Here is a 25,766-nt window from a genome sequence, read left to right as displayed (position 1 = left end):
ATTAGAGCAGAAATAACTTGAAATAGATTGTGGCTACGATGAATAAAACCAAAGAGACCGGCCCTGCAATCATGAAATAATTGCGAGAATTCAGCCCTCCTCCTTCTTGTTCGGTGAGCGCTGCCGCATACATGTTCGAAATCGAGCCAAAGAGTGTGACCCCGCTTCCAATCGCGGTCCCTACAATGATTGACCACCACAGCGGTTGGATGGATGCTTGTGAAAAACTCTGTATTTCCGTCCCTAAATGTTCGATCACCGGAATCATAGCCGCGGTATAAGGAACATAATCCACAACCGATGATCCAAAGCCTGTTAGCCATAACAAAAGGATAGACAAGAACGAAATAGAACCTTGACTCAGTTCTAATCCTCTAACAGCGATGAATCCCGATATCCCGGCATACGTTAATCCACCAACCATGATAAACAAACCTAGGAAAAACAACCCTTGCGTTTCGAGAACGCCATTCCAGACGGAACGATAGTCTCTCTTTTTGAAAAGCTGGACTAAGTCATTGTAGTTGAGCGCGAGCAGCGCTACTGCACCACCTGCAGCAATATAGGAGGCTTGCCAGCCCAAAACACCTTGCAATAAAAAAGCCAGCAGCGTTGCTCCAGAAATGACACAACCACCAAGAAACTGTACACGATCTTCCGCTAAGTAGGCATCTGGCTGTAAGCTAAGAACCTCACGCTTGTACGTTTCAGGAATAATCATTTTCCTTCCATAGAGAAACCAAATCGTGAAGTACACGATGGCTAACATGAGAATAACAAGCGGTCCGATCTTCATAAGGATTTGTCCTGTTGTAATATGCTCTGATGCACCAATCATTCTATTGGACCAATTGCCCATAAGAGTTGCTGCACCACCTAGATTCGCTGATAAAAGCACCGATATCAGAAAAGGAACAGGCGACAATTTCATCATTTTCGTCGTTTTGAGCAGGATCGGAACGATAATAGCAACCGCGAGCAAAGCGTTTAATAAGGCTGAAGTTACAGCAGCTATTATCGACAAACTTACTAGAATCGTAAAGGGCTGTAAGCGAAACACACGTATGATTTTGCTAGCCGTAAAAGCGATAAGTCCTGTTTTCTGAAAAAGGCTGGCTATCACAAATAGACTAATAAGAAAGATAAGAACATGCCAACTGGCATAAGTCGTAAGTGCTTTCCCAATCGGAACAGTGCCCAGCAGAAGCATCAGTACAGCTCCCCCAAGCGCTGTGTACGTACGATCCCACTTCTCAATCAACATACAAACATAGGCTGCAAAAAAAATAATAAGAGCTGCAATAGCCTGCCATAGAGCGGGTCCTTGAGAAAATTCCGTCATAATTATTCACCTTCCCTTTGAACAGTCTGTACTAATTCTATGTGCTTGGCCATACAATGATGATAATGAAAAGAACGAATATACGAAAGGATTGGTGCCTGTGAACCCCATGAAAACGGTCAGTCAGGTTCGAATAACATCTCCTTTATTTTCCGGACTTGCCTATTCATTAAGCATGATGACAATTGGGACAATAGTAACATCGTTATTTTTGCTGCTAACTAGCACACAAGAGAGTTCCTTGCATACGTTAACTACGATTATCCATGCTGCTGCGCTGTTTATCGGAGGCTGGGTTTCAGGCAAAAGAGCCGGTAACCGCGGCTGGTACCACGGGGGACTCGTCGGATTCGTCTATTTTATCCTTATTTTCTTGGTTGGCTTTCTAGCTTTTGACGCTGGACTTAATCTTCAATCCCTGCAATTGCTCGGTATTTTATTCGCAGCAGGAGCACTTGGGGGCATCCTTGGCGTTAACACAACGAAATAAGACGTTTCCGTGAAAATATCACTATCCCCCTTTGATTGTGGTATAATATCATAGTTATATTCGCAATAATTTCCAATATTAGGGGGAAATCACCATGAGCCCGTTTCAGTCTATGACACATGCAACGGTCTATATAGTTATAACAGTCATTGTCTTTCTAATTGCCGCCACACGAAAAAACCCGTTCGTCATCGCCGGAAGTTTCGTACAAGAAATATTCACGTCCCGCAAATATCTCCTTCATTTCGTTGCACTCATCACGATTCTCTTCTTCAATAAGATTGAGATGTGGGTCGAAAAAAGAATTGATTATAAAGCTGATTTTACCAAATCTATCTACGGCATTGAAGGAAACTTTGTTTCAGCTATTCAACATTTCTTCCATAATGATATATTGACCGTGGTAAGCAGTTATTTCTATGTGGTTGTCTTTCCGTCCGTCATGATTGCATCTATTGCCCTTTATACGTTCAAGAAAAATTATAAGCTGTTCTACGCAATTTGTTACGCACTCATGTTCAACTATATGATAGCCATTCCGTTTTATCTGTTTTTTCCAGTTAACGAAGTATGGTCGTTTCATCCAAGTGTTAAGCTGCTCATTCTTGATGTATTCCCAACCTTCGAGCAGGACTATCGCCCGCTGTCAGGTCTGGATAATTGCTTCCCTAGCCTGCATACGTCGATCTCCGTATCGATGGCTGTCATTGCCGTGAAGAGCCGCAATACATTCTGGAAAATTTTCGTACCGATTTCTTCCGCTTTTATCATTTTCACAATTTTTTATCTGGGTATTCACTGGTTATCCGATATGTGTGCCGGTGTCGTGCTCGGTGTTGTAGCCGCAAGACTGGGACTGCGCATTTCCGAAGGACGCCTGATTCTTGGCGAGCAAGCGCTGCTTAAACGTTCTTTGAAAAATAATGAGCTTTAAAGCCAAACAAAAAGCGAGAGCCTGATGAAGGTTCTCGCTTTTTTATTTTATTCCTTTGCTGTTGATTGTGAAACAGCATTGATGGCAGAACGATCAAAAGTCATTTTCGTTGCATCGTTGACGCGAAGCACACAAATGTCGTCTGTGATCTCCATAATCGTGCCGTGAAGACCGCCAATCGTAACGACCTTATCTCCTTTTTTCAAAGAACCAAGCATTGAACTACGTGTTTTCTGTCTTTTTTGCTGTGGACGAATAAGTAAGAAATAGAGAACTACAAACATGAGCACTAACGGCCCGTATGTATACAAATATCCTACCGCGCCAGTATTCGCAGTTGTAGTTTCAGCCAATAGAAACATAGGTATCCTCCTCTCTTAAAATCCTCTTTCATTATCATTCAGCCCATAAGAAGCAAAGAATTCATCACGGAAATCGAGCAAGCGATCTTCCATAATGGCCCCCCTTACGTCACGCATAAGCTGTAGTAGAAAGTGAAGGTTATGAATCGTTGTCAATCTGATTCCAAAGGTTTCATCCGCTTTAATTAAATGACGAATATAAGCTCTGCTGTAATTTGTGCAGGTATAACACGAACATTTGGGATCCAATGGGCCAAAGTCAGTCGCATGCTTCGCATTCCGAATCACAAGACGGCCTTCGCTCGTCATGCAAGTCCCATTTCTGGCAATCCTCGTAGGCAGTACACAGTCGAACATATCGATCCCGCGGATAGCGCCTTCAATTAATGCATCGGGAGAACCCACACCCATCAGATAACGTGGTTTGTTAGCCGGCATCAAAGGTGTTGTATAGTCAAGTACTTCATACATCAAATGCTTAGGCTCTCCAACGCTCAGTCCACCAATAGCATACCCCGGGAAATCCATGGAAGTCAACTGCTCCGCGCTCATTCTGCGCAGGTCTTCATGCATCCCGCCCTGGATAATTGCGAACAGACCTTGGTCTTCTGGTCGGCCATGGCTTTTCAAGCAGCGTTCTGCCCAACGTGTCGTACGTTCCAATGATTTCTTAACATAATCGTACTCTGCCGGGAATGGAGGGCACTCATCAAAAGCCATCATAATGTCAGAACCAAGTGCGTTTTGTATTTCCATTGCTACTTCAGGGGAGAGAAAAAGCTTGTCACCGTTCAGATGCGATTTAAATGTAACACCCTCTTCGGTGATTTTGCGCATGTTGCTCAGGCTAAAAACTTGAAACCCGCCGCTATCTGTTAAAATAGGGCGATCCCAGTTCATGAATTTGTGCAATCCGCCCGCGGCTTTTACGATCTCATGTCCAGGACGAATGAATAGATGATACGTATTACTCAAAATAATTTGAGCATCCATCGTTTTCAACTCTTCTGGGCTCATCGTTTTCACGGTCGCTTGCGTCCCTACCGGCATGAAAGCTGGTGTTTCAACTACACCATGCGGCGTGTGAACCCGACCCAGACGGGCACCGGATTGTTTACAAGTTTTAATCGGTTCGTACGTTACTGCTGCTGCCATTACATCCACTTCCTATTCTAAGCTTCCTCTAGTCTTTGTTACTATTAGTAAATGAGCATTGCGTCCCCAAAGCTGAAAAAGCGATACTGTTCTCGAACAGCTTCCTCATAAGCCTGCATCACATTCGTCCTGCCAGCCAGAGCACTAATCAGCATAAGCAGAGTTGATTTCGGCAAATGAAAATTCGTTAAAAGTGCATCTACGACCCCAAAGGTATAACCTGGGTAAATAAAAATACTTGTCCATCCTTGGGAAGGCTGGATCATTAATTGCTCCCCAGCCTCAGCTCCTGCTTGCTCACGGCTGAGACCTGCAGCCGTTTCCAACGTTCGTGCAGAAGTCGTTCCTACAGCAACAACGCGGCTATCCTTCGCTTTGGTTTCATTGATCGCTGCTGCTGTTTCAGGGGAAAGCACATAATATTCCGCGTGCATTTGATGCTCTTCAATCGTGTCTACGGATACAGGACGGAATGTTCCTAATCCAACATGCAGAGTGACGAACGCGAGACGTACTCCCTTCGCTTTCAGCTTATCCAAGTAAGCCTCCGTGAAATGAAGTCCTGCCGTCGGTGCCGCGGCTGAACCCTCGTGCTTCGCGTACACAGTTTGATAACGTTCCCTCTCAGGCAGCTGCTCCTTAATGTAAGGAGGGAGGGGCATTTCTCCTAATCGATCCAAAATTTCATTGAAAATGCCCTTATAGCTGAATTGAAGCACCCGTGCTCCCATGTCACCAACTTCAACGACTTCCGCCGTCAATAGCGGCTCTTCATCTTGCGCGCCATCTTGGTTGATGCCAAAAACGGCTACAGCTCCAAGCTGCATGCGCTTCCCTGGCTTTACTAGTGCCTCCCAGCGATCCTCACCGAGCTGTTTCAATAGCAAAAGTTCAACCTTAGCTCCCGTGTCTTTCTTCACGCCAAAGAGCCGTGCTGGAATGACTCGTGTATCATTCATCACGAGCAAATCCCCGGCTTCTAGATAATCAATAAGCTGCTCAAAAGTCTGATGACCAATTGCTCCGGTCTGTTTATTCAGTGTAAGCAGTCTAGACGCCGTGCGATCAAGCAGCGGCGTCTGGGCAATCAAAGATTCAGGTAATTCAAAGTCAAATGCTTGTACATCCATGAGTGTGTATTCATTCCTTAGTTATGTTGACTCCAGCATAATATGTCTGAAGTATTTTTTTATAATCATAGCCTTGTTCAGCAAAACCTCTTGCTCCCCATTGGGACATTCCTAAGCCATGACCGTAGCCTGTGCCACGGAATACGAATTGTTTGCTGCCTTGTGTTGGTGTAACAGAAGGTGTGCCTGGAGTTCCTGGTGTACCTGGCTTATCCGTTGGTTTAGCCAATCCTGTGGTGCCTAATGCAGTCAAATCTGTTTTGTTTAGTACGGTAGGCTGGGCTTGATTACCGGATAGCACATAGACGGAGTCAGCGCTGATAGTACCTGTTTGGGCACTTCCTCCCCCCACGATCGCCAGATTCGTTCCTTGCGGGGTATTACCAGTATAACTTCCTGCTCCTTCAATTTCAAACAGGGTGCTAGGCAAGCCGCCAAGTACAGTGCGCAGAGCGTCAGGATATGGCACTTTCACCACAACGCCATTCGCTTTGAGCTCTGTAACCCTTCCAGAAGGACCGCGTGCAGATATCTCTAATGAGGTTAGTTCCCCGTTAACCGTTACCCCTGCCGCAGCTAATTTACTTTTCATCTCGCTCGGCGTATAAGGCCCTCTCATCCATGAGTAGGCATTGGACTCTTTTTCCTGACCTACGACTAGCACTCTTTCCTTGGCCGCAAGCTGATCAATTGAGGGATTCGCTGTATTGTCCACGTATGGCGCCAAACGAACATTTACGTTTTGATCGGTAGACTCATAGTAGGGAGTGCCGTTCTTGTCCTTCTGGCCGCTATCCTTCAAATACTCAGCTGATACATAGCCCATCCGGCCATCCGTTAATTGAATGCGATACCAGGTCGCTTTGCCTTTTTCGGCCCCTTGGTCAGGACTAACCACACTGCGTAAATAACCCACAGGATTTCCCCAAACCTCAGATGGATCTGCTGTCTTCCCACCTGAATTCGATGAGAACACAGGAGAAATCAATCCGCTTTTATCTGAAATGACTTCATCCTTCGTGGCATCAACCGCTTGATTGCCAGCTGCGAATTCTTTTTGCATACCGTAATAAGCTTGATCTAGCGTCGTATCCGTCACTTGAGCAATTTCATATTTATTCCCCTGTTTAATAGCAAACGTGCGGGCTGCGACCGCTTGGGCTTTCAACGCCTCTACTGGCCATCCAGAACTAAGCTCCGCTCCTAACACGCCATATAAGTAGGACTCCATCGGCACTTCATTCACCAATGCTAATTTATTCTGATATGTACTTATTTCCATGTTGCCACGGTACTTGCGGTCTGCTTTTTCTTTCACAGTGATCGCTTCACTTTTGGAGTGAATCAACGTTCTTTGCTGACCTGCTCCTGCTGCGAAATGCGGGACAGGCGTGGTTCCATTCGGCGATGCTGTTACGTCTGATTTGCGAATGAGATAGGATGCTTTGGTGTTGGCGGCTTGCAAAGGAATTGTAGGAACTAAACGCATTGCGGCCTGCTTCACCACTTCTAACTGGGCCGGAGTCGCTTCATTACCAATCCATACACTATAAGCTGGCTTGCCTGCTGCATCTTCCTGCAAGGCCAAGTCCGCTTGAATTCCAGCTCCGGTATACACAGCTACTTGCTGCAAAGCAGCAGCCTCTGACGCAAACGTACCTGCACTTAAGTGCAGCGGACCTGTTACCACAGGAGGAGCTTGCTTCGTGAATGCAGCTACAGTCGCATCCCTTAGCGCTTGGACTGAAGCGCTTTCTGCTGCTTCCATCGTAGGGAAGCTGCCGTAAAATACCTGAAATACCGTTTTCCCTTGCTTCACTCGGCTTAGCACGTAACCATCTGCCGACATCGTAGCAAGCTTTGCGCTTAAACCCTTAGCAGCAGTAAAGTCCGCCGTTTCCAGCATCATGACACTATACTGATCTAGCGACGTGCGGATGGTACTCTCTTGCACGGAAAGCCATAGCTGTTCGGACACACCGGCTGAACTGCGTACGCTTATATCCATTCCGCCTGTTGAACTGAGCGTGGTAACCGGTTCGATTAATTTATATTTGGCCGAATCTATGAATAGGGCAACACGCACTTCATCCAAATGCGATAATCCCGCTGCATGCGCAGGGATAGCCAGCACTTGAACTGTTCCAAAAGTTAAAGCAGCCGTCGTAATCAAAGCCAGTGTCCTAGGGGCTAACAGCTTTTTTGTTCGTTTCATTCGACAATATTTCCTTTCTTTTGCAGCATTCTACTAAGTTAGACTCTAGTAAAGCGCAGAAGTTTTGTTTCATAGAAGAATAAAAGGTACAGGTGTGGAAAAGGTCATGAATCGCACCAATCGTAACTCAGCCGTTAGCAGCCCCATCCCGCCAAAAGCTGCTCAGCCGCCAGTCCCCCACACCAACAACAACTTATCCCCCACCGCCCGTGTAGCCAGCCACTGTTCTGTTACGGACTCAATAGCCGTTATTTTGGCAAATTCGCTGGAATTGAGATCCTATCGGACCGAGGTGCCGTTATTCATGGAATTTGTCGCTGTTTTGGGCAAGATCATACTCAATAACGGCTTGTGAGTCCGTTAGATATTAAGCCTAGCCCAAAAGTGGCAAATAGGGTTATCTCAGTCCGTTAGCCAGCGGTTCGTGCTCCCAAGGGGTAAGCAAGTAGCTGGCGCACGCAAGGAGTGAACAGTAGCTGATACCCAAAGGGGGAAGGAAGCTTGCGGGCGAAATAAACTTAACTGTCGAAGGAAAAACATCACCAATAGTAGCCAGCTAGTTAAAGTGCCATAAATCCCACCAGTAAGCGCATAGCCGACAGCATCTAGTACGAGAGAGCGGTGTGAGTGTAGACTGGAAGTTGGACGAGTGAACGAGCGGTGCAGGTGTAGAAACTGGAAGTAGTCTGGCTCAGGTGTAAACACAGATACGAGGACACGGAGACGAGGCAACAAGGGACGAAAAAAAGGAGCCTCTCGGCTCCTTCTAATATCCTTATGACCGTTGTTCCGGCACGGGCAAGCCCAGATGATGATAGGCCTGCGGTGTAACAGTCCGCCCTCTCGGGGTACGCTGCAAAAAACCGATCTGCAGCAAGTATGGCTCATAGACGTCTTCGATCGTCTGACTCTCTTCACCGATGGTGGCAGCGATCGTCTCCAGCCCTACAGGGCCGCCCTGGAAGCTTTGAATGATCGCCCTAAGCATCTTATGGTCGATCTCATCCAGACCCAGGTCATCGATCTGGATACGCTTCAGCGCCTCTTTGGCGATGTCCAGCGTGATGATGCCATCGCCCTTCACCTGCGCGAAGTCGCGAACCCGCTTCAGCAAGCGGTTCGCAATACGCGGTGTTCCGCGCGAGCGCATGCCGATCTCGCGCGCAGCCTCACCGACGATGCCGACCTGCAGGATGTCGGCCGTGCGGGAGACGATGTAGGTGAGCTCCTCCACCGTATAAAACTCCAGCCGACTGACGACCCCGAAACGGTCGCGCAGCGGCGCAGACAACAAACCGACGCGCGTCGTCGCGCCGATCAGCGTAAACGCCGGCAAGTCCAGCCGCACCGAGCGCGCGCTCGGCCCCTTGCCGATAATAATATCAAGGGCAAAATCCTCCATCGCCGGATACAACACCTCTTCCACCGTACGGTGGAGGCGGTGGATCTCGTCGATGAACAGCACGTCGCCCTCCTGCAAATTGGTCAGGATGGCAGCCAAATCGCCCGGCCGCTCAATAGCGGGACCCGAGGTCGTTCGAATGCTCACGCCAAGCTCGTTCGCGATGATATTGGACAGGGTGGTCTTCCCTAGTCCTGGTGGTCCATAAAGCAGCACATGATCGAGCGCTTCCTTGCGCATCTTGGCGGCTTCAATATAAATCTTGAGGTTCTCCTTAGCCTGCTTCTGGCCGATATATTCAGCCAAATAACGGGGACGCAGACTGTACTCTATGACATTGTCCTCCATCATCAAATTAGCTGATATAATCCGGTCATTATCCATGGTGATCCTCCTAAGAGCTTTCCTTTCCCTAGGAAAGCTTTCTTCATTGATAGGAAAGCATTAGCTCAGGTAAGCTAATACTTGCTACATCGTATACAAGGCTTGCAAAGCAAGCTTCATCAAAACATCGACAGAATCCGAAGGGTTTGCTTTGGGCTTCACTTGCAGCCATGCGCGATCCGTTTCTGCTTCCGTGTAACCAAGCGTCATCAAAGCTTCTTTCGCTTCCGTCCAAACTTGACCGCCCTCTGTAATTTGCGCTGAGCCCACTACGCTTAAAGCAACAGCTGCTTCAGGACTTGAGAACGTGACTGAACCTAATTTGTCCTTGAGGTCCAAAATAATCCGCTGCGCCGTCTTTTTGCCGATACCAGGCAGCTTAGTTAGGAAAGCCAAGTTTTCTTGGCTAATCGCCAAAATGACAGCCTCTGGTCTTCCGCCTGCGGCAAGAATACCCAAAGCTACCTTAGGACCAATCCCCGTTACATCCAGCAGTAAACGGAATAAAGCTTGCTCATCTCGGGACATAAAACCGAACAACAAATGAGCATCTTCCCTTACGTGATAATGGATGAACATCGTAACGTCCTCATTATCCTTATGCGAAAGCGCATAGGGATTAGGACAAAATACTCGATAACCTACACCGTTCACATCCAGTACAGCATACTCACTCTCGCGCAGTGCAACTTTTCCTCGTAAGAAATCTATCATCTTTTCCTGACCTCATTTATTCTAGATTGCAAAGCAGAAGAATGGGCATGGCAAATAGCGATCGCCAGAGCATCCGCTACATCATCAGGCTTGGGCACCTGCGATAGTTTGAGTAGTATTTTGACCATTTCCTGGACTTGACGTTTCTCCGCATTTCCGTAGCCGACAACGGACTGCTTCACTTGCAGTGGCGTATACTCCGCAATCGGCAGACCTGCCTGAACACCGGCTAATATCATGACACCACGTGCTTGCCCTACGGTAAAGGCCGTCGTTACATTTCGGTTAAAAAAAAGCTTCTCTATGGACATAGCGTCCGGTTTATACTTTTCTATCAATTGCGTTGTAGCGTCATAGACATCCTTCAGTCTCAGACCTGGATCGGTATGTGCTTCCGTCTGAATTGAACCGTATTGCACAGGAACAAGCTTGCTGCCAATCTTATCAATAAAACCAAAACCTACAATCGCGATACCCGGATCAATCCCCAGAATACGCACAGCATTTCTCTCCCATCCAAAAAAAGCGAACATATGTAGTCATTTCTCATTATAGCAGATAACAAAAAAAAGAGATAGACATGGGATTTCCCCTCATCTACCTCAATTTATTTGCTCATTTATGGCCTTGTCATCGCTTTTTCTGTTTCTTCCACGGCATAATCGCTGAAGGTTGATAATACGCTATTATACTCCTCCATATCAGAGATGCGAATGCCCTCGCGCAGCTTCTCCACCGTATCTGGGGGTAGGCTGCTCTCCAAATGCTTGATGTTTAATTGAAAAAATGTCCGTATGACATTATCTTTCGCAGGCGTTCCGTTAAACAACGAGAGATTGCTGCTGCCATCGATACCGAATACCGCTTTCTCCTTGCAAGCCGGAGACAAATCTTCGATGTTTTCGGTAAATGTAACCTCACCGTTTGGACTGACACTGAGCAGCCAGTTCGGATGTTTCATTTGCATATTAAGCAGTTGCTCGGAGGTTTGCTGACCTAGTGTACTCTTCTCTTCTCCGCAAACGTACGACTTAAGCAAGTAGCTTTCTCTGGTATCTGTAATCCGCTTCAGCGTCGCTTCCGCTTCTTTCAGTCGTTCATCATCTTCCGGCGTTAATTGAGCCATCGTAGCCTGAGTCGGAGAATGACTTGAACCCGACAAATCGCCTTTTGCATATCCGATCCAACACACCGTACCTACAAGGAAGATCATCCCTAATGTCAACCAACTGCGTTTCCAACGCAGCCTTCTTTTCCAATGCTTCAAAAAACGTTGTACATTCACTGGTATCCCCTTCTATTCTCTTTTTCCGTATTGTTTCCATTTGCATGAGACACTATACATCATTTACCATAGAGAGAGCAGCATCAAACCAATCAAGACGGACGGTGAAGCTCTATCATGAAAGGTAAAAGAAAAATTAAGCGTACAACTCTTCTGATTATTGGGGTTGTCCTATTGTGGGGAGCCGTGGCCATTTGGAATGAAGTACTCAAAATTGAAAAAACCGTGCCAACACCACGTTCAACTTCAGCCTCATATCCGACCACAGACATGAAAAGTAACCAAACTTCCATAATTCCGGCAACAAATGGAAATATACTGAGTATAAAATAGCTATAAAATTTGACTGTAGCCACAGAAATGATATAGTCAGAAGTAGATGAAATATTCTCATACTTATCCATGGAAAACGATATATATTTGAAAAAGGCTGCCAGCCGGTTTTCTTTAAGAAAACGCTAAGCCTAATCTTTCGAAGACAGTTTTCTTACGAAAACTCTAAGGAGGGGAAACACCATGAATGTGGCAGAACTTCAATTAATTCAATTATCCAGACGAGGCGATCGCAACGCTTTCGTTGAATTAGTCGAGTTATACCGTAACAAAATACAAAAGCTTGCTTTCCGTATGCTTCATAACAGGCCTGATTCGGAGGATATCGTTCAAGAGACATTTATTCGCGTTTACTTGAATTTGAATCACTACGACGAGAGCCAGAACTTCTCTACTTGGATTTATCGGATCGGCAAGAATGTCGCCATTGATTTGCTACGCAAGAAACGGCCTGTTCAATCCTTAGATGCTGAGCTTAACGATCACGACGATGATTACAGCTATTACAGCAAGCTCGCAAGCCAGGATCAGTCACCTGAACACGCTGTTCTGCAAACAGAAATCCAAGATCACATGCACACTTCCATCAATAAACTGGCCGACAAATATAAAAGTGTCATTACGCTTTACTATCTGGAAGAGCTTTCACTTCAAGAAATTAGTACGAAGCTTAACTTGCCTATTACAACGGTCAAAACGCGTCTGCATCGCGGGCGGGAGCTGCTCCGCAAGAAATGGGGCATGAATTTCGTTGTTGGCCTCATGGTCTTCTTCACCATTGGGATGATTGCTTAAATTTTCTGGCAATTAAAATAATAAAAAGCCTCCAAATCCACAGACTGTGGATTCAGGAGGCTTCTTTTTTGTTCAGAAATTAATCCAAGGAACGTTTGGTCTAGATTCCTGCGAATCAAAAGGCGCTCTTTGCTGACGTCTTACGAACGCATTAAGTGCGTCTGTTCCAGTTGATTTCACTCTTTTGGAAGAGCTGCTGCTGTTTTTGGATTTCACTGACTTATTCGTGCGAATATCGATTTCTACGACTTCATCCTTGTCGCTTTCTTTCGTAAATTCATGCGTATGAACCTGCGGCATCATAGGCGACTCGAAAGGAGCTTGATAGTGACCCCCGGCATAAGGGATTCCATATGGACCCGGTTGAAAAGCAAACGGATTATGCCCAGCCTGCCCCATGTCAAAAGGAGTGCCTTGCGGATATAAGTCTGGCATGTAAGGCATGTTCGGCATAGCCGGCATGGTGTGCATGTCTGGCATGTTCGGCATATTTGACATCGTGTGCATATCAGGCATGTTAGGCATGCTATGGTGGTAGCCATGGTGGTAGCCATGCTGGTAACCATCCCATGGATTTCCTACAGGACCAGTCGGAAACCCTTCAGGAGCTGTCATCCATGGTTGTTCCATCATGGAAGGACCTCCACAGCCGCAACCCTCGTTGCTCACGGGGAACGTGTTCATCTGTGCATGATGAGGAGCCTGTTCCCAAGGCTGCTGTTGATATGGCGTAAATGCCGGATACGCTGCTGTTTCTTGCTGGTTAGCCTCTGGATAGGCGAATACTTCCGTCGCTTGAATATGGAACTGCTTGAAGGGATGAACGGCAGGCTGTTCATATGGTTCTTGCAGCGCAATAACCCCTGGCTCCACTCCTGGCATTTCAGGCATCAAAGTCTGCTCTGGCGCAGGTGCAGGAACAGTAGGCATTTGTTCCATTGGCATCGGTATATATGGCGGCGGGCTTGCGTCGCTCGGCATCATTGGCTGCGCCTCTGGCATCGTATCTTCCGGAACTGGGATATATGGCGGCGGGCTTGCATCGCTCGGAGCCATTGGTTGCGCCTCTGGCATATGATCGAAAGGCATCGTCGACGCTTTTGAATGCGAATGCGAGTTCATGCCATTAGTTTCATGATGCATTTTGGGAACAAATACAACTTCCCCTGTCATAAGTACGTTGGGATTCTTCAGCTGCGGATTAGCCCCAATCATCGCCTGAAGAGGTACATCCCAGGCTTTTCCAAGCTTCCATAAGCTGTCTCCCTGCTGAACAATATGCTTGTAAACGAACTCTGACGCAGGCGGATCGACCGGCTTCGGTTTCGAAGGTATTTTCACCTTCATGCCGATGTCTAGCACATTTGGATCTGCAATTTGTGGGTTGATTGCAATGATCTGATCCAATGTACTATGATATTTTTTTGCAAGCTCGTACAGGGTATCTCCCTTTTTGACAATATGGATTTTCAACACCTTACCTCCTTTTTTCGTTAGAAAAAACTGGCTTCGGAAGCTTATTCACAAGCAAATTCTCATGATAACCTGCTAGCTAAGCCGCCTACTTATTCACAATGATATTACATCTTATGCGCGTTTCTAGGCTTTTGCCCCTCTCGGACAAAAAAAATCCCCCGCGCTGGATAGCCGGAGGATCTTTGAATTAATTCGTATATGAATAGCTAGGATAACAGCCTAATATGCGGACCTGACACCCAATCGCTTCAATTTCCTGAATCGCCGATGGGAGCAGAACGGAGTCCAATGAGCCCGCAATATCAATATAAAAATAATAAGTACCCAATTTCTTCTTCGTTGGCTTGGACTCAATTTTGGAAAGATTGATTCTTCGCCATGCGAAAGCTGAGAGCACCTGATGAAGAGCACCTGGGTAATCTTCCGGCAGCGTGACTAGTATCGTCGTCTTCATGTCTTCCGAGGGTTTCAGCTCTGAAGCTTCCTTGCCGACCAGCAAGAAGCGTGTCATGTTGTCTTTGTGGTCCTGTATTTCTTTTTGCAGCATAGGGACGCCATAGTTTGTAGAAGCAATGGCCGTTCCAATGGCAGCAACCGACGGATCCTGCAGAGAAGAAACAATGCGCACTCCTTCTGCCGTAGAACTGACTTGTTCAAATTCTGCCCCGCTTAAGAATTGCTTCATGAAACGGCTACACTGTGCAGGTACGACGTGATGAGACAGCACCTTGCGAATATAACCGAAAGGGTTGGAATCATCCCTTTGCCCCTCAGGACTCGCGTATCCGATGAGATTCATATCGATGGGAAATACCCATTCCGCCCGAATCGGAAGATCCACTTCATGAACGAGCCAATCCACATGCAGATGGACTGAACCTTCTAGTGTATTTTCGATGGGGATAACACCCAAATCCGTTTCACCCGACGATGTCGCGTTGAATACTTCAGAAATTAACTTATAAGAGACGTATGAGAAATCTTCGCCCAAAAAATGGCGGGTAGCCTCTTCCGAAAAGGTGCTGGGTCCAAGAATCGCAACTCGCTTCATGCAAGAACCTCCTTTTCTACGAAGGACTGGAGATCCCCGTCACTTTCCTGCAGCGCAGTCGTTGTTACACCTTCACGGCTTGGCTTTAACCACAACGTCTGCGCCTCGATGCCTTCCTTAGCCAGCGTCTCTTTCAAAAATCCTTCCAGCTCCGCCTTGCGGCCGCTTCGCTGGTCCACTAGCGCAAGCATGGTTGGCCCTGCTCCGCTAAGTGCAACCCCAAGCGCGCCGTGATTCTCGGCTTGCTCAAGCAGCGTCTTCATGCCAGGAATAAGCGCCGCGCGATAGGGCTGATGCAGCACGTCCTTCATGGCATGACGGATCATCCCCAGATTGCCTGTGATTAACGCGGCAACTAGCAGAGATGAATGGCTGAGGTTGAACACCGCATCCTTCATCGGTACCATCTTCGGCATAACGCCTCTCGCCTTCTCTGTAGCAAGCTGGAAGGCTGGGATTGCCACCAGCACTTCCAAGTTCGGGTCCGGCTCGATCCGAATGGATTCCGCCTTCTCTCCGTCCCAGAACGCCACCACAATGCCGCCAAAAAGGCTTGCCCCTACGTTGTCAGGGTGCTTCTCTAAGCGGCTTGCGATTTGGAACAGCTCATATTCTGTGAACTTGTTACCAATCAGGGCGTTGGCGCCAGCCAAAGCGCCAACAATCGCTGACGCGCTGCTGCCCAATCCGCGAGTTAGCGGAATATCGCTGTACATCGAGATGTACAGTTCTGGGTGGGAGACGCCCGCTTCTTGAAATACCATTTGTGCGACTTTATAAATGAGATTCGTCTTGTCCGTTGGAATCCCGTGCATTTGATCACCGATCAAATCAATCGTTGTTTGCTCCGAGATGGCCATATCAATCCACGCATATAAGTTCAAGGCCATCCCCAGTGAGTCAAAGCCAGGACCTAAGTTTGCCGTACTTGCCGGCACTTTCACTCTTACCTTTTGCACTGCCTTATAACTCATTTCGAAATTGCGCCTCTTTTCAATAGATTAGCCTTCAACGCGGTAGACGCTTTTGATGGCGTGAATAACGTCCATGGATTCAAACTGTTTCAGCACATTTTTCATGCTGGCTTGGTTCGCGTCATGCGTAATGATGATGATCTCAGCTTTGGGATTGTGCTTATTGGGATGTTGGAAGACGGATTCCAAGCTAACTTCATGCTCCGCAAAAATTTGCGTAATTTGTGCAAGCACGCCTGCTTTATCTTCAACGTGTAAAAGAATGAAGTTTTTGCAAGCAATTTGCTCATCCGTTTTCAGCTTCTTCTCCTTGTACGGAGCAAGAACTCTGCGTCCATTCACCCCAAGCTTCAGGTTCCGCCCAACGGCAACCAAATCAGCTACAACAGATGTTGCTGTAGGCAGCTCGCCTGCGCCAGCCCCGTAGAACATCGTCTCGCCAACCGCTTCGCCAGTCACGTACACAGCATTGAAAACGCCGTTTACCGATGCAAGCGGGTGGGAGCTCTTCACCATCGTAGGCTGAACGCTCACCGAGATATGCCCGTCATGATTTTCAGCGATACCAAGCAATTTCACTTCATACCCTAATTTCTTCCCGTATTGAATGTCCTCTTTCGTTACGTTAGAAATTCCTTTTGCTTCAACATCACTTAAAGCAACATTGGCATGGAAGCCAAGTGTGGAAAGAATCGTCATTTTGCGGGCAGCGTCAAGACCTTCAACGTCGGAAGTCGGATCAGCCTCAGCATAACCAAGCGCTTGAGCTTCCTTCAGCACATCAGCGTAAGCAGCCCCTTCTTGGCTCATTTTGGTTAAAATATAGTTCGTTGTTCCGTTAACAATCCCCATGATCTTCGTAATACGGTCAGAGGAGAAGCCCTCTACAAGTGCACGAATGATCGGAATACCGCCAGCAACGCTTGCTTCATAGAAAACGTCACAGCCGTGCTCAGCTGCTTTCGCCAAAATTTCAGCACCATGCATCGCCATAAGATCCTTATTCGCCGTAACAATGTGCTTCCCATTACCCAGAGCGGTTAGAATGTGATCTTTCGTAGCAGCAACGCCGCCCATTACTTCAACAACGACATCAATTTCGCTATCGCTGATTACATCCCAAACGTTCTCCGTTAGCTTGTCTGCGTCAACAGAAATATTACGAAGCTTTGATTTATCTTGCACCAGAATTTTGGAAATTTCGATCGCTGAGCCTGTTTGACGTTGTAAATCCTCTTGATGTCCTTCAATAATACGTACAACACCAGTTCCTACTGTTCCTAGTCCAAGTAATCCAACTTTGATCGGTTTCATTTCGTTTGTCCTCCCGATTAATATTATGCTATCTTAACTGCCCTGACCTATAATCATGGCACGCTTAACTCCTTCTTGCGACTGAAGCCGGTCCAAAATTTGACGAATCTCTTCCCCCATCGTTGAGGTTTCAACAGAAATGACAACGTTGGCCATCCCTTGCAGTGGAATCGTCTGGTGAATCGTAAGGACATTACCTTCCAAATTAGCGATAAGTGCTAGAACGCGGGACAAAATCCCTGAACGATGTTCCAAATCCATCGAAATCGTTACGATACGCTCTCTTTCCAGCTTATTTAGAGAATGAATACCATCCTTGTACTTATAAAAAGCGCTTCGGCTAAGCCCAACCTGTTCAACGGCATCATGAATCGTCTTCACTTCACCCCGAGCCAGCAGCTCTTTGGCCTGTACCGTCTTCAGTACACCTTCTGGCAAAATATCTTCCCGGACTAAGTAGTACCTCTCAGGACCGGTGTGCTTGATCGTTTGTAAAAACTCTTTGTTTTCCGGCACGACCTTACCGTCCTCTCTAGAAAGACTATTGTATACCTATAGAGGACATTATATCGAATCATGGAGACTGAAGCAATAGGCAAATTACTCTTAAACTAGCTTCTTTGCAGGAGCTAGTTTACTTGTGCTAAGCTGAGTGTACTAGAAAAAGAAAGGGATCGCCACCATGATTACATTGCGTCTGATGTCTACCGCTCTCCTATGGAATAGCCGAAATGAATTACTAATGATGAAACGCTCTTTAACGCGCACACTGTCCCCAGGACTGTGGGCCGCTATCGGAGGCCATTTGGAACCAGATGAACTGAACAACCCTCGTGCCGCCTGCTTACGTGAAATATGGGAGGAAACTGGCATTGAGCATGATGAAATTCAAGGACTTCGCTTACAGTACATTTTACTGCGATTAAATGGACAAGAAGTGCGGCAGCAATTTTTCTACGTCGGCTCCACCGATGTGAATCCACGCATCACCACCCCTGAAGGTGAGCTCCACTGGGTCCCCAAAGATCTTGTTCTTGAGCGTCCTCTTCCATTTATTTTCCGCAATTTACTGGAACATCATTTAGTTGCTGGACCTACTACAACCCCGTGGATCGGCTCTGCCGGCGTAAATGAACAAAATCATTTACCCACCATTCATTGGCATCCATTTGTTGATCCTATGGAAGTATAAAAAAAGCAGACTTCGATTTCTCGAAGTCTGCTTTTTGGTCTTTAAAGGGCACTTCCGCCATATAAAAAACGGTACTCCCAGTGACGGTTTTCAAAGGAATCAATGCGAACTCCGCCACTTTCTTTGGAATACGTCGATAAAATCTGTCCATTGCCTAAGTAAATGGCCACATGTGAGATCGTTTGAGTCGATTTATTGATACCGCTGTAATTCGACTTGCTTGTCCCTTTGTAATCCATGAAAAACATGAGATCACCAGGTTTCAAGTCATGCCAATCGGTTTTGGCGTTACCGAGTGACTTCACATAACTCCCTTGCCCTCTGGAGTCGCTTGGCAACTTTAAGCCAATACCATCCAAGAAGGCTTGACGAACGAAGTCAGAGCAGTCAAACGTGTTGGTATTATCACGACTAGAGCCATATTCATAAGGCGTTCCTAAATATTTTTTACCAGCCGCAATCACTTTTTGCGCTTGTTCACTAGCTGATCCGCCGCTTGTCCCACCGTTATTGTTTGAATCTCCCGGCGATGTCACGCCTGAAGTCTTTATGTATTTGGAAGCGGTACTTATATAACCTTCTTGACCATCGGATGCTCTTACTTTGTACCAATAACTGTTCACTTTGGACAAGATGGTCACTTTCTCGCCTGCCTTCAAGTAACGAATACGTGCAGCATCCGTACTTGCCCCTTGGCGTAAACTGACGGAGCTTACGATTTGTCCGGTTGTCGTTGACCCGCTGTTAGAGCCACCGTTATTGTTCGAATCTCCTGGCGATGTCTCGCCTGAAGTTGTTATGTATTTGGTATCCGTGCTTATATAACCTTCCCGACCGTCGGATGCTCTTACTTTGTACCACCAATTGTTCACTTTGGACAAGATGGTCACTTTCTCACCTGGTTTTAAATAACGAATACGTGCGGCATCCACATCTGCACCTTGACGTAAACTGACGGAACTTATAATTTGCCCGGTTGAAGTAGCAGCCGAAGCCTCCTTGGGTAATGGGACGGTAATTGCGCCAAAAATAAGTGCTGGAACTAGCGCTAGGGTGAGTATTTGTTTCTTCATGTTGTATGCCTCCATAGCGTTCTGCTTTTCACGTAGTGCACCGACTTTCGTGATCTTGCTTATGCCAGGCTATCCGACACCGAAAGGCGCTGCCTGTCATATAAATTCGCATGAGGAGGCATGTTTCAGAGGGTACTAACAAAAAAAGACCATCTTTGCCGGATTAACAGCAACAGAATGGTCTTTCTAACCAATTTTAGCAGATGAATCATTGTGAGGATAATCTTGCAATGTGAAGCGGTGACTCTGATCCACCCATTTTTGCATCACCTTCTGAGCTTCTCTCCTTTGCAGCAACGATTCCGCTAATTGAAAACCTTCTTCGTAACTTCCCACTTTATCGAACCACGTCAACCGCAGTCCCGCATTAAAAATGACATGATCGCGCTCCCGCTTTAGCTCCTCCGAATTCTCACCGCCAATAATACGACGCAGCAGCGAAAGTTGTTCAGCCTTGTCCATGGGCTGCAAGGGTCCGCTCAGAAAGCCGAATTTCTGCGGTTCCACCACGCGTGACTCGTCTCCCCAAGGGGTGACAATGCGGATTGTGCTGTTTTGGTAAATGGGCAAATCTTCAGAACCTTCGATACCGTTCACCAGATATATACTCTGTACACCGGATCTCATAGAAATGGGAATGAGCGACTCCATCGTTTTCCGCTGATTGACACCGATAATCATATTCATGGACTGTACAGGATTCATCACTTTCTCAATCATATCAATAACCGTGCGCAGCCCTATCTGCTCACGAACCTGTTTCAGCTTCCCAAGCGGTGGACAGAGTTGATCGGTATGCAGAAAGCCAATGTGCAAGTGAAACAGCATAGTTTCCCATGCTTTTGCTGATAAATCCATGGCAACGCCGAAGCTTTCCAGAATCTCTTGCATAGCTGTCCCCTGTTTGGAAGGGATGGAATCACCTCCGTGCAGCACTTGAGAGAAACCAACCGAGGCAAGCAAGAGACTGACGGGTAGTGTAATAGGAAAAAATTGGCGACCTTCCGTAGGACCTGCACAATTGAGTGAATCCGCGAATGCATGATAATTTAAGGAGTAACTGCGGAAAACGTCAATAAATGCCCTCATCTCTTCATCAGCTTCACCTTTCATGCAAAGCGCCATCAAGAAAGCGGCACATTGCGCATCTGTAGAGTCTCCTCTAGCCATTTCATGCGCTGCTTCCAAAGCTTCTTCGTAGGTTAGATCACGCGTGTTCCCCTGCTGGCCCGAGCCAATGGCTTGAATCCATCTTTTCATCGATCACCCTCCTTCCTTATTGAACTCCGGTCATTTAATGAATGTTACATTTAATAACACGTTAAATATTTATATAAGGAAATCGTAATACTTTCCAGTTTATATGTCAAGTATTGTGACATAGATCGGGACTTCTATAACGTAAATGGTAGTTAATTCCTATTACATAAGCCACATTGACATCAAAGCTTACCCGACTTTTCGCAAGGATGCCTTTAAACAACAAAAACACCCATCCCAAAGGATGAGTGTTCCCATTAACTCTTTTCATCAAATTCGAAATCAAAATCACCAATCTGAATCGTCTGTCCGTGCACAGCACCACGGCTGCGCAAATCTTGATCGATCCCCATGTTCCGCAAAATACGAGCAAATCGCGCGACGCCATCCTGCGTGCTGAAGTTCGTACGTTTGATCAACTTCTCAATCGAAGGACTTTCAATCACGAAGACATCGTTTACGCGACGAATCGTGTAATCATTCTCTTCTTGTTTCTCGAAGCGATACACTTTACGCTCTTCTTTCTCTGCTACGCCTTCCACTTCAGGAGCATGCGGAATGCTCTCTACGATGTCAGAAATCTTATAGAGAAGCTCCTGCACACCGCCACGGGTCAATGCCGAGATTGGATACACCTCGAGCTCTCTGCCACTTTCGGCAAGCTGCTCCTTGAACAAGGCAAGGTTATCCTCGGACTCCGGCATGTCCATTTTATTAGCAACAACGATTTGTGGACGCTGTTCCAATTTAGCGTTATATAGCTTGATTTCCTCATTGATCATCAGGAAATCTTGATAAGGATCGCGTCCGTCTGCTGCGGACATGTCTACAACATGCACGATTACTCGCGTCCGTTCAACGTGTCGTAGAAACTCATGACCAAGACCCACGCCTTCGTGTGCGCCTTCGATCAAACCAGGAAGGTCCGCCATGACGAAGCTGCGTCCATCACCAACATCGACAACCCCAAGATTCGGGGTAAGGGTTGTAAAGTGGTACGCTGCGATTTTGGGCTTTGCCGCAGAAACAACCGATAGCAGCGTAGATTTCCCTACGCTAGGGAAGCCGACTAAGCCGACGTCGGCCATCACTTTCATCTCCAGCACAACCCAGCGCTCTACACCTTCCTCGCCGTTCTCGGCAATCTCAGGCGCTGTAATGCGCTGTGTGACGAACCGCGTGTTGCCCCGACCGCCGCGGCCGCCTTTGGCAATAACGACTTCCTGGCCGTGACGCGTCAAGTCCGCGATGATTTCTTGCGTATCATCGTCAATAACGGTTGTGCCCGGCGGAATACGAACGATCATGTCCTCCGCATTAGCACCGTGCATCGATTTATTGCGACCCTTTTCACCGCGATCAGCCTTAAAATGCTTCTGATAGCGGAAATCCATTAGCGTACGCAAACCCTCGTCGACACGAAAAATCACATTGCCGCCATTGCCTCCGTCACCACCGGCTGGACCGCCTTCCGGTACATACTTCTCGCGCCTGAAGGCAACTAAACCATCGCCGCCGTCGCCGCCTTTTACAAAAACCTTCGCTTTATCTACAAACATTTCTACACCTCAACTAAGATGAGACTTTGGTCTATAAAGTCCAAAATCCCTCTGTTATGTAAGAAACGGCAGTCGTACTGTAATAACCGCCTCTTCCTCTTGCCAATCGCTATCTTCGAGTGAAGATGAATGTGCATGAGAGCGCAACATTTCCTTCACTGCGTTTTCTAGCCGGTCCTTATGGTAGGGACCTTGATATACGAAATCAAGCAGTAAGCCATCTTCTTGAAGTTCAAATTCCAAGCTTAGTTTGCCGCTCTCATCGTCACCTGTTGCCGCATGCGCTTGTACGCATTCAGCCGTTTGCTTTACCAATCTTTCAATCAGTCCACTTCGCAAAGGAAGCTGTCCCAAATTGATCTCTTCGTCTAAGGCAACTTCGAGTTCTAAGGACTTAGACTGGACTCGGAACAACAGTAAGTAAGCAATTAAAGAGGGGATACCCAGCTTGGAGAGATTGCTTTCCTGCTGCATTGTCATTTTTATTTTTTCCATATAAGGCTGTAAATTATCAAACTTCTTCAACTGAATATAACCAAATAAAATCTGGGTATCGTTCATCCAATCATGACGCAATCTGTTGATGACCTGTATTAAATTTTTCTGAGCAAGCTCTTCCTGCTCCTGAAGCTCTTGGTTCCGTTTCTCTTGAACGCTGCTTTCCTGCAATTTAAAAGCCGCGTAACCGCAAATGACGATGATTAGGAGTAATGCCACCCTGACAATCCAGGGGTCTACAAATAACATTCCCGTTAATCCAATGAGCACAAGTACCAATAAATAAACCTGTGCGCTGCTCACTCGTTTCATCCCTCGTCCGCTCCGTTCTCCCTGCTTTGTAACCGTTTATCCAGTATAGCATGGCCATCTTGCAAACGTCACCAAACAAATGAGAAAACCTCTGCCCTTGGCCATCCCACAATGAGTGACCGCGTTTAGAGGTTTGCTTCATACTAGGAAAAAATCCCTGACGGGCTTATCGCTCGCCAGGGATTCTCATTACGCTTCTAGTGCTGCAGCCACAGGAGCTACATCAACTGGGTATACACTCACTTTTTTGCGATCGCGGCCAAAACGCTCGAATTTCACTACGCCTTGTACCAAAGCGAAAAGTGTATCATCCGAACCAATACCTACGTTCGTTCCTGGGTGAATTTTCGTACCGCGTTGGCGATAGAGAATGCTTCCTGCAGTAACAGTTTGACCGTCTGCACGTTTAGCGCCAAGGCGCTTAGAGTGGGAGTCACGTCCGTTCTTTGTGGAACCTACACCCTTCTTGGAAGCGAAAAACTGGAGATCCAATTTCAACATGATGTTATCCTCCTTTGTTATAGATTGTTTCAATCGTTATATAGTCACCGTAATTGTCTGCAATGGTTTGTAGCATGACGACCATCGATTCCAAAATCACTTGGATTTGGTTCCATTTCTCCGGTACAGCTCGAGCGCTATCTGGTATCGTAATATCCATAAAGCCTCGTTCCATCTCGTGAATAGGAATGACACCCGTTAAGGATTCAATCGAATTATATGTACCGAACGTTACCGCCGATACTGCAGCACAGACTAAGTCTTTGCCTGGTACGTCAAATTCAGCATGGCCTTCCACTACAAAAGATACAATTTGAGGTGAATCCGGTACTAGACGCTTTATGGTCACGTAGATCATAAGCTCGCCTCTTACGCTTGGATTTTCTCAACTACAACTCTTGTGTATGGTTGACGATGACCTTGCTTTTTGTGGTAGTTCTTTTTCGGTTTGTACTTATACACGATAACTTTCGCGCCTTTGCCGTGTTTCTCCACTTTCGCGGAAACTGCAGCACCGGATACCAATGGAGCACCTACAACTACGCCGCTCTCTTTGGATACCATAAGCACACGATCAAAAGAAACAACTTCACCTTCAGCTGCGTTCAATTTCTCGATGTAAAGAACATCGCCCTCTTGAACTTTGTACTGTTTACCACCAGTTTCAATAATTGCGTACATTTTCATGACCTCCTCATGTCTCAGACTCGCCTTGTCCAGGTGACGGCCAGGATGAATATCCAAACACCGTACTTCAACCCGTTTCGCGCGGTTACAGCATGCCTAAACAACACACTCCGAGTATTATATCACAGAAACATTTTGATATGCAATGTTTTATTTGCGTTTTCGCGTCATTTCCAGCAAGCCTAGCTTCGTCCATCCAACGATTATTGTTTTGGAACGATCCTTACGCACAGCCTGCGTAATGTTCTCCATAACCGCGGCACGGTTCACTTCCGAAATCATATCAATAAAATCAACGATAATAATGCCTCTAATATTCCGTAGGCGCAAAAGCCTTGGAATCTCACTTGCTGCTTCACGATTAATATCTGTGACCGTCTGCTCCAAATTAATGGATCCGGTATATCTGCCTGTGTTCACATCAATAACGGTCAACGCTTCGGTCTGATCAATGATTAAGTATCCGCCGCTTGGCAGCCAAATCTTCCGTCTAAAGCTTACATTCAGTTCTTCCGTTACGCCAAAATGATCGAACAGCGGAGTCTTCCGGTCGTAGAAGGCGATTCGCCCCCGCCAACTCGGGTGCTGCTTGCGAAGCAGTTGTCTCATCTCTTCGAACACTTTGGAATCATTGAGCCAAACTTCGTTCACTTCCGAAGTAATAACATCGCGGGCTAATCGGGGCAGGAGATCAAGATCTTGATAAAGCTGCGCGGGAGCCTCTGCTCCCTGTGCTTTGGATTGAATCATCTGCCACAATTCCCGCAAATTTTGCAAATCATCACGGATTGCTTCTTCACTTTGACCGAGTGAGCCCGTACGCAGGATAACACCTTCACCAGGAAGCAAGTTTCCTTCTGCCAGCTGCTTGAGTCGCTGTCTTTCGGCTTCTAAATCAATTTTGCGGGAGATTGCAATGTAATCGGCACCTGGCATGTACACAATCCAGCGCCCAGGAATAGAAACATGTGTCGTGACTCTTGCACCTTTGGTGCCTTGCGGATCTTTGGACACTTGTACCATAAGTGTCTGGCCTACTTCAGCAAGCTCCGTTATCGAAGGTTTAATCTTAGGTTGCTTGTCCAAATGGACAGGGAGGAGATCGTCTATATAAAGAAAGGCATTTTTCGCAAGTCCAATATCGACAAATGCCGCCTGCATGCCGGGAAGTACATTGACGATGCGACCCATGTAGATGCTGCCTGCTCTTTGGGAATCAAGCGGATACTGCGAATCATACTCAACAAGGCGACCTTCTTCCAGCAATGCCGCTTGTGTAAGCTCCGGTGCGCAGTGAATTATAAGTTGCTTCATACACGTTCACCTCA

At 46.8% G+C, this 25,766-nt stretch carries 27 protein-coding genes and 1 other annotated feature; of the genes, 5 read left to right on the top strand and 22 right to left on the bottom strand.

Annotation, left to right across the window (positions count from 1 at the left end; genetic code table 11):
* Position 1: 1 nt before the first annotated feature.
* Positions 2–1,342: an ArsB/NhaD family transporter gene (locus tag AC58VC_RS24965; protein WP_497372405.1), complete on the bottom strand. Its 1,341-nt coding sequence runs from the start codon at positions 1,340–1,342 to the stop codon at positions 2–4.
* A 109-nt stretch (positions 1,343–1,451) separates the two neighbouring features.
* Between AC58VC_RS24965 and AC58VC_RS24960 the strand changes: the two genes are divergently transcribed.
* Positions 1,452–1,832, top strand: coding sequence for a TIGR04086 family membrane protein (locus AC58VC_RS24960; RefSeq protein ID WP_246238978.1), 381 nt, complete (start codon positions 1,452–1,454; stop codon positions 1,830–1,832).
* A 94-nt stretch (positions 1,833–1,926) separates the two neighbouring features.
* Entirely contained in the window at positions 1,927–2,766 is an 840-nt protein-coding gene (locus AC58VC_RS24955) for a phosphatase PAP2 family protein (protein WP_497372403.1), read from the top strand.
* Positions 2,767–2,813: 47 nt separating this feature from the next.
* Here the strand turns inward: AC58VC_RS24955 and yajC are convergent, their stop codons facing one another.
* From yajC to AC58VC_RS24915, 8 genes are all read right to left on the bottom strand, one after another.
* A complete protein-coding gene (yajC, locus tag AC58VC_RS24950; RefSeq protein WP_497372401.1) occupies positions 2,814–3,128 on the bottom strand; it encodes a preprotein translocase subunit YajC in 315 nt (104 codons plus the stop codon).
* A gap of 15 nt (positions 3,129–3,143) precedes the next feature.
* On the bottom strand, positions 3,144–4,283 hold the full coding sequence (tgt, locus tag AC58VC_RS24945) for a tRNA guanosine(34) transglycosylase Tgt (protein ID WP_497372399.1): 1,140 nt from the start codon (positions 4,281–4,283) through the stop codon (positions 3,144–3,146).
* 44 nt (positions 4,284–4,327) lie between these two features.
* On the bottom strand, positions 4,328–5,413 hold the full coding sequence (queA, locus tag AC58VC_RS24940; protein ID WP_497372397.1) for a tRNA preQ1(34) S-adenosylmethionine ribosyltransferase-isomerase QueA: 1,086 nt from the start codon (positions 5,411–5,413) through the stop codon (positions 4,328–4,330).
* 10 nt (positions 5,414–5,423) lie between these two features.
* Positions 5,424–7,628: a SpoIID/LytB domain-containing protein gene (locus AC58VC_RS24935; RefSeq protein ID WP_497372395.1), complete on the bottom strand. Its 2,205-nt coding sequence runs from the start codon at positions 7,626–7,628 to the stop codon at positions 5,424–5,426.
* Positions 7,629–8,403: 775 nt separating this feature from the next.
* A complete protein-coding gene (gene ruvB, locus AC58VC_RS24930) occupies positions 8,404–9,414 on the bottom strand; it encodes a Holliday junction branch migration DNA helicase RuvB (RefSeq protein WP_477501130.1) in 1,011 nt (336 codons plus the stop codon).
* An 84-nt stretch (positions 9,415–9,498) separates the two neighbouring features.
* A complete protein-coding gene (gene ruvA / locus AC58VC_RS24925; protein WP_497372393.1) occupies positions 9,499–10,128 on the bottom strand; it encodes a Holliday junction branch migration protein RuvA in 630 nt (209 codons plus the stop codon).
* The gene (ruvC, locus tag AC58VC_RS24920) at positions 10,125–10,628 is read right to left on the bottom strand and encodes a crossover junction endodeoxyribonuclease RuvC (protein WP_145661431.1); all 504 of its coding nucleotides are present in this window, start codon (positions 10,626–10,628) and stop codon (positions 10,125–10,127) included. The genes ruvA and ruvC overlap by 4 nt, the downstream gene beginning before the upstream one ends.
* A 119-nt stretch (positions 10,629–10,747) precedes the next feature.
* Positions 10,748–11,413 carry a BofC C-terminal domain-containing protein gene (locus AC58VC_RS24915; protein WP_497372391.1) on the bottom strand — a complete coding sequence of 222 codons (666 nt, stop codon included), beginning with the start codon at positions 11,411–11,413 and terminating at the stop codon, positions 10,748–10,750.
* A gap of 117 nt (positions 11,414–11,530) precedes the next feature.
* Between AC58VC_RS24915 and AC58VC_RS24910 the strand changes: the two genes are divergently transcribed.
* Positions 11,531–11,746 carry a hypothetical protein gene (locus AC58VC_RS24910; RefSeq protein WP_497372389.1) on the top strand — a complete coding sequence of 72 codons (216 nt, stop codon included), beginning with the start codon at positions 11,531–11,533 and terminating at the stop codon, positions 11,744–11,746.
* 183 nt (positions 11,747–11,929) lie between these two features.
* Positions 11,930–12,541 carry an RNA polymerase sigma factor SigW gene (gene sigW / locus AC58VC_RS24905; protein WP_145661437.1) on the top strand — a complete coding sequence of 204 codons (612 nt, stop codon included), beginning with the start codon at positions 11,930–11,932 and terminating at the stop codon, positions 12,539–12,541.
* Between the two features lie 72 nt (positions 12,542–12,613).
* On the opposite strand, the gene AC58VC_RS24900 is transcribed toward sigW, so the two are convergent.
* The 5 genes from AC58VC_RS24900 to AC58VC_RS24880 form a co-directional block, all read right to left on the bottom strand.
* A complete protein-coding gene (locus AC58VC_RS24900; protein WP_497372387.1) occupies positions 12,614–14,014 on the bottom strand; it encodes a LysM peptidoglycan-binding domain-containing protein in 1,401 nt (466 codons plus the stop codon).
* 190 nt (positions 14,015–14,204) lie between these two features.
* Complete coding sequence (gene pheA / locus AC58VC_RS24895) at positions 14,205–15,068, bottom strand: prephenate dehydratase (protein WP_497372385.1); 864 nt, start codon at positions 15,066–15,068, stop codon at positions 14,205–14,207.
* Positions 15,065–16,042, bottom strand: coding sequence for a homoserine kinase (gene thrB / locus AC58VC_RS24890; protein WP_497372383.1), 978 nt, complete (start codon positions 16,040–16,042; stop codon positions 15,065–15,067). The genes pheA and thrB overlap by 4 nt, the downstream gene beginning before the upstream one ends.
* A gap of 27 nt (positions 16,043–16,069) precedes the next feature.
* Complete coding sequence (locus AC58VC_RS24885) at positions 16,070–17,356, bottom strand: homoserine dehydrogenase (RefSeq protein WP_497372381.1); 1,287 nt, start codon at positions 17,354–17,356, stop codon at positions 16,070–16,072.
* Positions 17,357–17,389: 33 nt separating this feature from the next.
* Complete coding sequence (locus tag AC58VC_RS24880; protein WP_497372379.1) at positions 17,390–17,872, bottom strand: ACT domain-containing protein; 483 nt, start codon at positions 17,870–17,872, stop codon at positions 17,390–17,392.
* Positions 17,873–18,038: 166 nt separating this feature from the next.
* Between AC58VC_RS24880 and AC58VC_RS24875 the strand changes: the two genes are divergently transcribed.
* Positions 18,039–18,548 carry an NUDIX hydrolase gene (locus tag AC58VC_RS24875; RefSeq protein WP_497372377.1) on the top strand — a complete coding sequence of 170 codons (510 nt, stop codon included), beginning with the start codon at positions 18,039–18,041 and terminating at the stop codon, positions 18,546–18,548.
* A 41-nt stretch (positions 18,549–18,589) separates the two neighbouring features.
* On the opposite strand, the gene AC58VC_RS24870 is transcribed toward AC58VC_RS24875, so the two are convergent.
* The 8 genes from AC58VC_RS24870 to AC58VC_RS24835 all read right to left on the bottom strand — a co-directional run bounded on the left by AC58VC_RS24870 (position 18,590) and on the right by AC58VC_RS24835 (position 25,752).
* A complete protein-coding gene (locus tag AC58VC_RS24870) occupies positions 18,590–19,621 on the bottom strand; it encodes a C40 family peptidase (protein WP_497372375.1) in 1,032 nt (343 codons plus the stop codon).
* A 186-nt stretch (positions 19,622–19,807) separates the two neighbouring features.
* Positions 19,808–20,881 carry an anthranilate phosphoribosyltransferase gene (locus AC58VC_RS24865; RefSeq protein WP_497372373.1) on the bottom strand — a complete coding sequence of 358 codons (1,074 nt, stop codon included), beginning with the start codon at positions 20,879–20,881 and terminating at the stop codon, positions 19,808–19,810.
* A gap of 257 nt (positions 20,882–21,138) precedes the next feature.
* On the bottom strand, positions 21,139–22,440 hold the full coding sequence (obgE, locus tag AC58VC_RS24860; RefSeq protein WP_497372372.1) for a GTPase ObgE: 1,302 nt from the start codon (positions 22,438–22,440) through the stop codon (positions 21,139–21,141).
* Positions 22,441–22,494: 54 nt separating this feature from the next.
* Positions 22,495–23,250, bottom strand: coding sequence for a Spo0B domain-containing protein (locus tag AC58VC_RS24855; protein WP_497372370.1), 756 nt, complete (start codon positions 23,248–23,250; stop codon positions 22,495–22,497).
* Positions 23,251–23,439: 189 nt separating this feature from the next.
* Entirely contained in the window at positions 23,440–23,751 is a 312-nt protein-coding gene (gene rpmA, locus AC58VC_RS24850; protein ID WP_145661470.1) for a 50S ribosomal protein L27, read from the bottom strand.
* Positions 23,752–23,755: 4 nt separating this feature from the next.
* On the bottom strand, positions 23,756–24,109 hold the full coding sequence (locus tag AC58VC_RS24845) for a ribosomal-processing cysteine protease Prp (RefSeq protein WP_497372368.1): 354 nt from the start codon (positions 24,107–24,109) through the stop codon (positions 23,756–23,758).
* 11 nt (positions 24,110–24,120) lie between these two features.
* On the bottom strand, positions 24,121–24,432 hold the full coding sequence (gene rplU, locus AC58VC_RS24840) for a 50S ribosomal protein L21 (RefSeq protein WP_127455312.1): 312 nt from the start codon (positions 24,430–24,432) through the stop codon (positions 24,121–24,123).
* Positions 24,433–24,444: 12 nt separating this feature from the next.
* Positions 24,445–24,535, bottom strand: a sequence feature (ribosomal protein L21 leader region).
* 53 nt (positions 24,536–24,588) lie between these two features.
* Positions 24,589–25,752, bottom strand: coding sequence for an Rne/Rng family ribonuclease (locus AC58VC_RS24835; RefSeq protein WP_497372365.1), 1,164 nt, complete (start codon positions 25,750–25,752; stop codon positions 24,589–24,591).
* Positions 25,753–25,766: the final 14 nt, after the last annotated feature.

It is taken from the genome of Paenibacillus sp. J22R67 (assembly GCF_059692175.1).
This window is presented reverse-complemented; position numbering and strand designations above follow the sequence as displayed.